The sequence below is a fragment of the Bacillus atrophaeus genome (assembly GCF_001584335.1).
GTDB lineage: Bacteria > Bacillota > Bacilli > Bacillales > Bacillaceae > Bacillus > Bacillus atrophaeus.
In genome coordinates, this window is record NZ_LSBB01000019.1 from 244654 (window position 1) to 254074 (window position 9421).

At 31.7% G+C, this 9421-nt stretch carries 9 protein-coding genes; all 9 read right to left on the reverse strand.

Translation table 11 applies throughout. The features are described 5' to 3' along the window. Positions 1 to 12 precede the first annotated feature (12 nt). Positions 13 to 990 carry an ABC transporter permease gene (locus tag AXI57_RS13525; RefSeq protein ID WP_061670372.1) on the reverse strand — a complete coding sequence of 326 codons (978 nt, stop codon included), beginning with the start codon at positions 988 to 990 and terminating at the stop codon, positions 13 to 15. After that, positions 984 to 1862: an ABC transporter ATP-binding protein gene (locus AXI57_RS13530; RefSeq protein WP_010789573.1), complete on the reverse strand. Its 879-nt coding sequence runs from the start codon at positions 1860 to 1862 to the stop codon at positions 984 to 986. The genes AXI57_RS13525 and AXI57_RS13530 overlap by 7 nt, the downstream gene beginning before the upstream one ends. Further along, on the reverse strand, positions 1855 to 2247 hold the full coding sequence (gene ytrA, locus AXI57_RS13535) for a GntR family transcriptional regulator YtrA (protein ID WP_010789574.1): 393 nt from the start codon (positions 2245 to 2247) through the stop codon (positions 1855 to 1857). The genes AXI57_RS13530 and ytrA overlap by 8 nt, the downstream gene beginning before the upstream one ends. A 34-nt stretch (positions 2248 to 2281) precedes the next feature. Continuing rightward, positions 2282 to 2419, reverse strand: a complete 138-nt coding sequence (locus tag AXI57_RS21395; protein WP_003324966.1) for a hypothetical protein — start codon at positions 2417 to 2419, stop codon at positions 2282 to 2284. A gap of 165 nt (positions 2420 to 2584) precedes the next feature. Beyond that, entirely contained in the window at positions 2585 to 2857 is a 273-nt protein-coding gene (locus tag AXI57_RS13540) for a YtzC family protein (protein ID WP_003324965.1), read from the reverse strand. Positions 2858 to 2959: 102 nt separating this feature from the next. Beyond that, positions 2960 to 4606, reverse strand: a complete 1647-nt coding sequence (locus AXI57_RS13545; protein WP_061670373.1) for an AMP-binding protein — start codon at positions 4604 to 4606, stop codon at positions 2960 to 2962. Beyond that, positions 4603 to 5688, reverse strand: coding sequence for an ArsR/SmtB family transcription factor (locus AXI57_RS13550; RefSeq protein WP_061670374.1), 1086 nt, complete (start codon positions 5686 to 5688; stop codon positions 4603 to 4605). Before AXI57_RS13550 ends, AXI57_RS13545 begins: the two co-directional genes overlap by 4 nt. A 21-nt stretch (positions 5689 to 5709) precedes the next feature. Next, positions 5710 to 8457, reverse strand: coding sequence for a beta-ketoacyl synthase N-terminal-like domain-containing protein (locus AXI57_RS13555; RefSeq protein WP_061670375.1), 2748 nt, complete (start codon positions 8455 to 8457; stop codon positions 5710 to 5712). 51 nt (positions 8458 to 8508) lie between these two features. After that, positions 8509 to 9421 (reverse strand): phosphopantetheine-binding protein (locus AXI57_RS13560; protein ID WP_155724091.1); only part of this gene is annotated, 913 nt, incomplete at its 5' end.

Consider the following 9421-nt stretch of genomic DNA (forward strand, 5'->3'; position numbering starts at 1 on the left):
TTTTTCTCTCCCTTACTGATGCTTTGTTTTTTTATAAATCGAAAAGTAGCTGATTAAAAATCCGACAACTGCGCCGATCATCATTCCGATGATGTAGCCAACAATAGATTGGCCGGCAGAATATCCGAAATAGCCGAACCCAAGAATTCCAAATGCAATCACGAGGATCTGAACGGGACGGTCAAACGCTTTCCACAAAAAGAAGCTTCCGTTTCGTTCGCTCGGATGTTTACTGAAACTGAAATATCCGATCAGATAAAAGATCATACTCATGGCTGCCGGAATAAGTAAGATATATTTGCTGTCTATGATCCAATCTGTTCCTCCATACACAATTGGGATAAAATAACCAAAAACTTCAAACGTGAGCACCTGATCCAATCTGTAAAGAATGGACCGACCAAAAATAATCTCAATATTAATAGCTGGTAAAGTTATGATTAAAAATGGTAAAATCGCGACAGTAAATGCTGTTAATAGCTGGGCAAAAACGTTTCCTGTTAAAGCGCCGGCAGCCATAACCAATGCATACGTCATAAAAGTAATAATCATCATTCCGACCACATAGTGGTGGAAAAACATTACAGAATCCGGTTTTAGCAAAAGGATAAGCAATTCAGAAAACAGATATCCAAGAAGCTGAGAAACCGTCAATACCGCGGCGCCCATAAAAAATTTCGCATTAAAAATCTGGCTTTTTTTATAAGGCAGGCTTAATGTAAAATCTAAAGTCCCTTTACTTCGTTCAATCCCGATCTGAGAGATCGCCAGCACAATGCCCGCCGCCCAATTTATCTGCATCAGTCCGCCGGACGAATAATTGATAATATAAGTACAAGATTCGAGCATATTATCTTTAAGACAGCCTTGATAACTAAAATAATCACTCATAATCGAAAGTGGATTAATCAGCATCAAAAATGCAAAAATCACCAGCAGCACCACTTGATTCTGCTTCCACTCCTTAAACCACAGTCCGCGGTCTACCATCTGCGCTTCCCTCCAAACTTCGCTATGAATACTTCTTCTAAGTTGACAGGAAGTTCATGCCATACTTTCGGTTTCAGATCTTTTAAAAATTGCTTTTTCTTCTCATCTTTTTTCAGGATCAGAACGGTATAAAACACGCCCGCCTGGTCCAATAAAGGAATGTTTTGTTCTCTGATGGCCAAATTGACGTCAGATTCGTATGCAATTTGAATTTTGATGTATTCTTCTTTCAATTCATCAAGATCCATGACATTTGTGAGCCTGTTATCTTCAAGAAAACCGATCCGATTGCACATTCTTTCAATGTCCTCAAGACGGTGGGATGTAATCAATATACTCGTATCGCGCTCCGCCACTTCATCAATCATCAGCTGAAGCACATCGTGCCGTGTGACTGCATCAATACCGTCTGTCGGCTCATCAAGCAGAATGAGTGCAGGCCGGGCTGCAAAAGAAAGAACAAGTGACATTTGTTTTTTCAACCCTGTCGAAAGATCGCGGTATTTTTTTGTTTCCGGAATTTCATATCTGTTCATCAGCTCATTGGCATACGTCACATCAAAGTTTGGGTAGATTCTTCTTAAAATGTCAACAAGCTGCTTGTAAGTATATTTATCATAAAAAGGGTTCTGAACCGGCATATAAATCATGTTTTGCTTTACTTTCGGATGCTTTTTAATCTCCACATTATTGAATAAAATCTCACCCTGATCCGGAATGATGATTTGCTGGATTAAACGGAGCAAGGTTGTTTTTCCCGATCCGTTCCGTCCGAGGAGACCGAAGATTTCACCCTTCTCAATGGTCAGTGAGACATCTTTCAGCACTTCTTTTCCATCTATCGTTTTTGAAAGCTGCCGCAAATCAATCATTCCGTTTCCCTCCTTTTACATCAGCGCTGATTTCCTTTATCCATTCCTGGAGTTTCTCCAGCTCGACTCCCGCATAATGTGCATCGATGATGAGCTGCTTGAGTTGCTCTTTAATCATCGTCATCTTCCCTTCAACCAATGTTGTTTTTGCCTCTTCCGATATATAGGTTCCTCTGCCTCTCAGCGTCTCAATGATCCCTTCACGTTCAAGCTCCTTGTAGGCTTTGCTGACAGTGTTCGGATTGGCAATAATGATAGTCGCCAGTTCCCTGACAGAAGGAAGCTTATCTCCTGGGGCCATGATCCCTTTTAAACAAAGCTCTTTCATCTGCTGAATAATTTGCTCGTAAATCGGAGTTGAGCTTCTCGGATCGATTTGAATCATTTACTTCCCTTCTTTCTGTACGATCTGCAAACTCTTAAAAATAAAAATGGTCTTCTATACTTTTTTGCCATTCGAAACCGAGCATGACAAGAATAAGAAAAAAGGAACAGGCAATAACTGAAGCGGCTATCAGCATGGGCATGTTTCTCTTACGCAGCCTTTTGTTTTTCATGTAGTCGTCTCCTTTCATCAGCGTATGTATATGATTTGGTTTCATTAGTGTTTGTTGTGTATTACATCAAGTAGTACACTTAATACAATAAACACACCAATAGAAAAAGTCAATGACTTTTTTGGCAAAAAAAATGGACCCTCTCAAAAAGGGTCCATTCATTCTTTACTCATCGTAAGAACGCTGCAAAATCATATTGTTTTGCAGTGATTGAAGCTGAAGCCTCATCCGGTACAGCTGCTCTCTTTGCTGGTCGTTTGATGACAAAGACAGCTTATTTAATTCATTCACCGCATTTTCCAGCTTCATTTGCGCTTCGCTGTATTCTTCCTCATTATAATGCTCTTGTCTGGCGCTGATCTTAAATTGTTCAGAAGCAAATTCATATGCCTGTTCGCTTCGTTGGAGATGTTCATCTACAGATTGTCTCGTTGCCATAAAAAACCCCCTCCATAAAAGGCTTATTTATAGCTTTAACAATTAGATGAAATAAATAATAAGCAATATGATACTCATTTAACTTTTTTTACATAAAAAATATCAATTAATATAATCTTTATAATATTCCTTCATTTTTCCCCTTTGTACTTTTCCACTCGTTGTTTTTAAAATTTTTCTTACTGGTATGATTTGGTGTACTTCTAAGCCTAGCTGTTGGGAAATTACTTTCTTTATCTCCTGATCCACTAAAGTCATGTTAAAACTTTTTTTACACCTAAAAAAGAGAACAATATCTTCCTCACCTTTTACTTCATTATAAACTCCACAAGCAACTACATTTCCTAATTCAACCTCTTTTACATTTTCTGCAATTCTTTCTATGTCATGGGCGTAATAATTTTGCCCATTTTTAATGATAATATCTTTAGATCTGCCTGTAACAACAAGACTACCATCACGTATAAAACCTATATCTCCTGTATTTAGCCAACCATCTGGTGTCAAAATATCTTTTGTAGCACTTTCATTGTTATAGTACCCGGATGTTACATTGTCACCTTTTATTTGTATAAGACCTACATACCCATCTTTTAAAACATTATTAAGATCATCACAAATACGGAATACACAATTATTAACTGCAGTTCCAACTTCAACAAAAGTAATACTTTCTTCTTGATTAATTATCTCCCTCACTTTTTGACCAATACCAACTGAAGCCCTGTCAACATTGACAGGAACAAAAAGTTCTCCAACTTTTGGAACACTAACAGCAACGGTCGCTTCTGCCAAACCATATACAGTATTAAGCGCATTAGCATTCAATTCAAATTGACTCATTTCCTGTAGAAAATTGTTACATAATAAGGCAGAAATAGGTTCAGCCCCATTAGCGATAAACCTTACGCAAGATAAATCCCAATTATAAGAACCACTTTTCTTATAATGATCTAAAAAAAATTTAAAACCAAAGTTTGGTGAATAAAGCTGAGTAATTCGATGTTCATCTGCTTTCATTAACCACAAATTCGGTCTTCTTATAAAAACTGAAGTTGGTATAATATATTGTTGAATTTTTTTTAGAGTTGATGCTAAATGTACTGCTATGAGCCCCATATCATGAGTTAACGGCATCCAACTTAACGATGAATCAACATCTGTTGTCCCCCAAGCATCATTTAATGCTGATAAATTAGTAGTAAGATTTTTATGTGTCAAAACTACTCCCTTTGGATCCCCTGTAGTACCTGAAGAGAACTGAATAAAAGCAATATCATCAGGTTTAGGTGGCATTAATTCTCCGATATCAGCATCAACTTGAATTTCATTTAATAGTATAGACTTTTTTGACATAGTATCAGAAATATCCGCTTCAGCAATTTCTTGTAAAGATGTTAGATTTTTTAAATCTGATAATATAAAAGGATTATTGAGGATTTTCCATATACGGATTACCTTTAATTTATTTTCAGAATTGTAACCTATACTTAAGGGAACAGGTATAATCCCACCCAAAATGCATGCCCAAAAAACTTGAATAAAAGTAGTATTATCGGTTATTTGCAAAATTAATTCATCGTTTTTTTTTAGACCCTTCTTTTGTAACACACCAAGAACTTTTATTGAACTCTCATATAATTCATGATATGAAACATAATTTTCATCATTAGCTCCACTAATAAATGTAATACCTTTGTTATTCCGACTTTGTGCATCAGTTATTATGTCAAAAACTGTATTATTCATTTTTTCTCCTCTATATCTATAATATATTTAAAGTTTTCATTTAAGTTACCTAAAAGAAATTTTATTTTTTTTGTATTTAGGTAATAATAAGTCTTATTTTGAATTCGGGTGCTTTGAACTAAACCTTGAATTGTCAAAACTCTCATATGATGAGATATTGTAGCATTTGTCAAATGTAATTGTTCCGCTATTTCGTTTGCATAAAGCTTTTTATTTTTTAATAAAATTAATATTTTAAACTTACTTTTATCAGATATTAATTTTAATAAATTCACTACTTGATCAATATCTATTTTTTCATTTTTAAATAGTTGGTCAACTTTATATCCAAGACCCAGATAAATTTCATCAATCTTTTTAGTTATAGTAGCTGTATACGGAATTAGAGTAGGATAGATGTTAATATAACTACAGTTGACATACTCTTTTCCCTTAATTGTCTCAATAATATGTTTTGGGAATTCATCATTAATATTCTTCAATTGATCAATCCAAATTTCTCTAAATGGTATTAAAATTGTTAAAGCATGATTAAGTCTATCATTAATGGATAGTAATTCTTCACAAAAAAGTTCTACATATTTTTTGGGGGATTTTAAAACCTTAAATATAATCCATTTAAATTCATCTTTTATCTTCAACTCATTTAATAATGAAAAAGTTTTATCAATGTTATCTAAATACCCATCTAAGTTAGTTCTATCTGATTGTCCATTTAAATACAATAAAGATTGTAATATATTTGTTTGTACTTCTTCATTAGAATAATTCAATAAAAAATCGATGATTTCGGAAAAGTTCTTGTTATAAATATCAGACACTTTAAAAAAGGAAGTTGCCAAACAAAAAATATTAGCATTAACAACATCCTTATATTCACAAAAACTTTCAAAATAAAAATTTAGATATTCTTCTTTTAAATTTATTTTTTTCAGTTCCTCTAACAGTTGATAATATTCTTTTTCTAAACTCAAATTCATTTCATTACAGTATTCTATAAAAAAATTAGTATGTTTTAAAAACAAAATCGAAGATATTTTATCGGAGAAATCAGCAGCATTTTCATTCAACCTTATTTTCATTTTAATAACTCCTTATATTATCTAAATAGTAGTATTAATTTTATACCTATTTTTTATATACTTAATTGAACAAGTTTCACCATGTCCTGGACATACAATGGTATTTTCATTCATGTTATTCAGTAAATAAGAAATCGATCTTCGCAACAGTTCTCCATTACCTGTTTTTTTGTCAACTCCAGAATTTTCATCTTTAAACATAGTATCCCCTGTAAATAAAAATTCATCAATCTTTATACATATACTTCCAGATGTATGGCCCGGGCAAAGAATAGGCAGAACTTCTAACCCTTTGAGTTTCATCATTTTATTTTCTTTAAGGAGAATATCACTTTTTTCGAATAAAAAGGATTTTCCCATGAGTGCCAATCCATTATTCACTAAATCCTTTGCAAAATTCAATTCTTTTTCATGCATTACAAAATTACATTTGAATTTTTCCTTTATTTCTTGAGCTGAATATGTATGGTCAAAATGAGAATGGGTAAATATAATGTGATTAATTCCTTTAATTTTTTCTTTTTCACAGAATTGTGTTAAATATTTGATGCTAACCCCAGAGTCAATAAGAATTGTTTGTTCATCACTATTGATTAAATATGTGTTAGAAGTATTCACTCCGTTAGAAAATTTAAAAATTTTGTACTCATCTGTTTCATATATTAGTTCATCTATTTCTACACACGTTTTAGCGTTTTGATTCACATAATCTAGTATCTCTCTTAGGCTTTCATTTTGAATAAAAGATTCTAATACTATATCTGGTAACTTATTCTTTATTTCATGATACATACTCACTAAGCTTAATGAATCTCCTCCAACCTCATAAATGTCTTGCTTTAAATCAATTTCTTTAACGCCAAAGATCTTTGCCCATGCATCAACAATAATTTTTTCATTATCATTTAAAACAATATCATCCTTTAACACATAATTTCTTTTTTCTTCATTATACCAACATCTTGTTTTTTTAAATGGATAAACAGGCAACGAGACAACCTGACAATCATATTGATAAATTCTATGCCAGTTGATGTTTTTACCTTGGATATACTGTTTACAGATATTCTGTAAATCATGATTAAGTGGATTAATCTCGCTCTCTATTTGTCCATATTTTATGTCACAAATATTGTTTAAAAATGTATCCTTCAATTGGAAATTCTCATTCTCCTTTAGAAGCTCAGTTAGGCATTCATAGAGTTTTTTCATTAATTCTTCTTTATTCGAAGCTATAATAGCTAATCTATATTTGTTATGATCCCTTCTACAATTTAAAGTATATGAAACATCAGTTAGCCTCAATTCTTGCTCGTTATAAATAAAGTGATAAAATTCTTGTAATTTTATTTTCAAAATCTCTAGATCATTAGCAGATAATGTGAAAATTAGAGGCTTTTCTTTGATTAAATTTCTTTCTTTTTTATAATTAGAAATAATAATATGACAGTTAGTTCCACTCATCCCAAAAGAACTTATACTTGCAAATAACCTTTCACTATCATCTAAATTAACTTCTTGTTTATTTATGTATAGTGGTGAGTCACTAAGGTCAATTTTTTTGTTAGGTATATTAAAATGTATATTAGGAGGGAATTTTTTCTTATTTATTGCTAATATAGATTTGAGTAGCCCTGCTGCTCCAGAGGCACTGAGCAGATGACCTATATTATTCTTCACAGATCCTATAGGACAATATTGTTTTTTTGTTGTTCTGTCCTTTAAAACTTGACTCATCGCTTCCAATTCTATTAAATCTCCTATAGCTGTTCCAGTTCCATGACCTTCTATAAATGATAGTTTATTAACATCTATATCAGATTTACTAAAATTTTCAGATATTAGATTTCTCTGACCATCCAAACTAGGAGTAGCTATTCCAATTGAATTTCCATGGTTTTGAATGCTGCTTGCCTCGATTACCGCATAGATATTATCATTGTCTCTTAGGGCACTGTATAAGGGTTTTAACACGAAAGAAATTATCCCCTCTCCAAAGCCAGTTCCATCTGATTCATCATCATATGCTTTTGTTCTAAAATTTTTTGATTCTATTCCTAACTTTACATCATGTTGAAGAGGTATAAGATTTAAGTTGCATCCACCTGCAATAGCCATTTCACATTCTTTGTATAAAATAGCCTTACATGCTTCGTGAACAGCCACTAGAGAAGATGAACAAGAGGTATCTATGGTCAAACTTGGTCCTTTTAGATCAAAGTAATGCGAAACTCGACTAGCTATCATTGATGGCAAATTATTTACAATACTAATTGGATCTCTAATTGATGAATCATACATAATTTTATCGTAATTATATATAGCATCGCTATTGCTACTTCCAACATATACACCAACATTTTGCCCTTTAATATGGTTTGCTGTATATCCTGCATCCAATAATGAATTAACACTCGTTTCCAAAAATAGTCTTTGTCTAGGATCCATTAAACATGCTTCTTGATATGGAATTTTAAAATATCTATAATCAAATTTATCGACATCACTAACAAATGCCATTTGTTGATAACTTAAATTTTCTGAGTTAATACCTATATGGTTGAAAAAATTATCACAATCTAACTTTCTTTCATTGTCAATATCATCTACACAATCCACTTTATTCATCAAATTATCCCAAAATTCTTTATAATCATTAGACTTAGGTAATTTTGAAGAAATACCAATAACAGCAATTTTATCTTTTATTTCTGTTCTATTAAATGTTTGTTGATCATTAGTATTAATGTGTTCAAATATATTGAACATAAGCTTGTTCTTCCTTTCTTTTAGAGCACCTCAACAAAAGGTGCTCTATTTTTAATTTAATTTGGAAATTACATCTATAAAGGTTTTGAAAAACAATTCCATTGATTCATTTTTTAATTTATCATTCGAATATGTTATTGAAAAATGTATTTTTTTGTCCGTAGAATGAGTATATTCAAAAATAAAATCATAATACTTACTCAGATTATGTTGTATATTTTCTAAGTAATCTCCATTTATTATTATTACATTTATAGAAGAAGAGTTGTTTTTTAAATTTATTTTTTTTGTATATTGGAATTTACTGTGGAAACTTTTTTTAATAGAGTTACTTTTTATGAATTTTCTTAGTTCTTCAAGACTTTGATAGCTTTTTGTTACTACTTTTTCAAACATTATAAAGTTTTTATTTTGCAAATTAGATATAAAGTATTCTTCTTTTTCTACAAAGCTTGATAATAAATACAGAAAAGTATTAACAATGTTAGACTCTGTTTCCTTATTTAAGACTAAGTTTAACTTTTTTTCTAAAACAATAATTTTCTTACTCTCATAGTTATCTTCGTTATTTAAGATTTTTTGAGGAACTTCTATTGAATCTAAAGGTAAATTAGATACTGAATTTGTTTGACTATTTAAATACTGAGATATTTCTTCAATACTTTGATATTTAAATAAATCTGCTATGTTTAAATCTTTATAATCATTTTGCATTTTTGAATAAAGCTGCGATAAGTTGATTGAGTTGCCACCTAATTCAAAGAAGTTAGCGTCAATACTGATATCTTCAACATCCAGAACATTTCGCCAAATTTCCACAAGTTTTTTCTCTGTTTCAGTTCTTGCTTGCTTTATAGCCTTTTTGATAATCTGATCTTGATCTGTAATTTCTTTTTCTAATAATCTTTTTCTGTCTACTTTTCCGTTACCGGTGAGAGGAATTCCCTCAATTTGCACTATATAA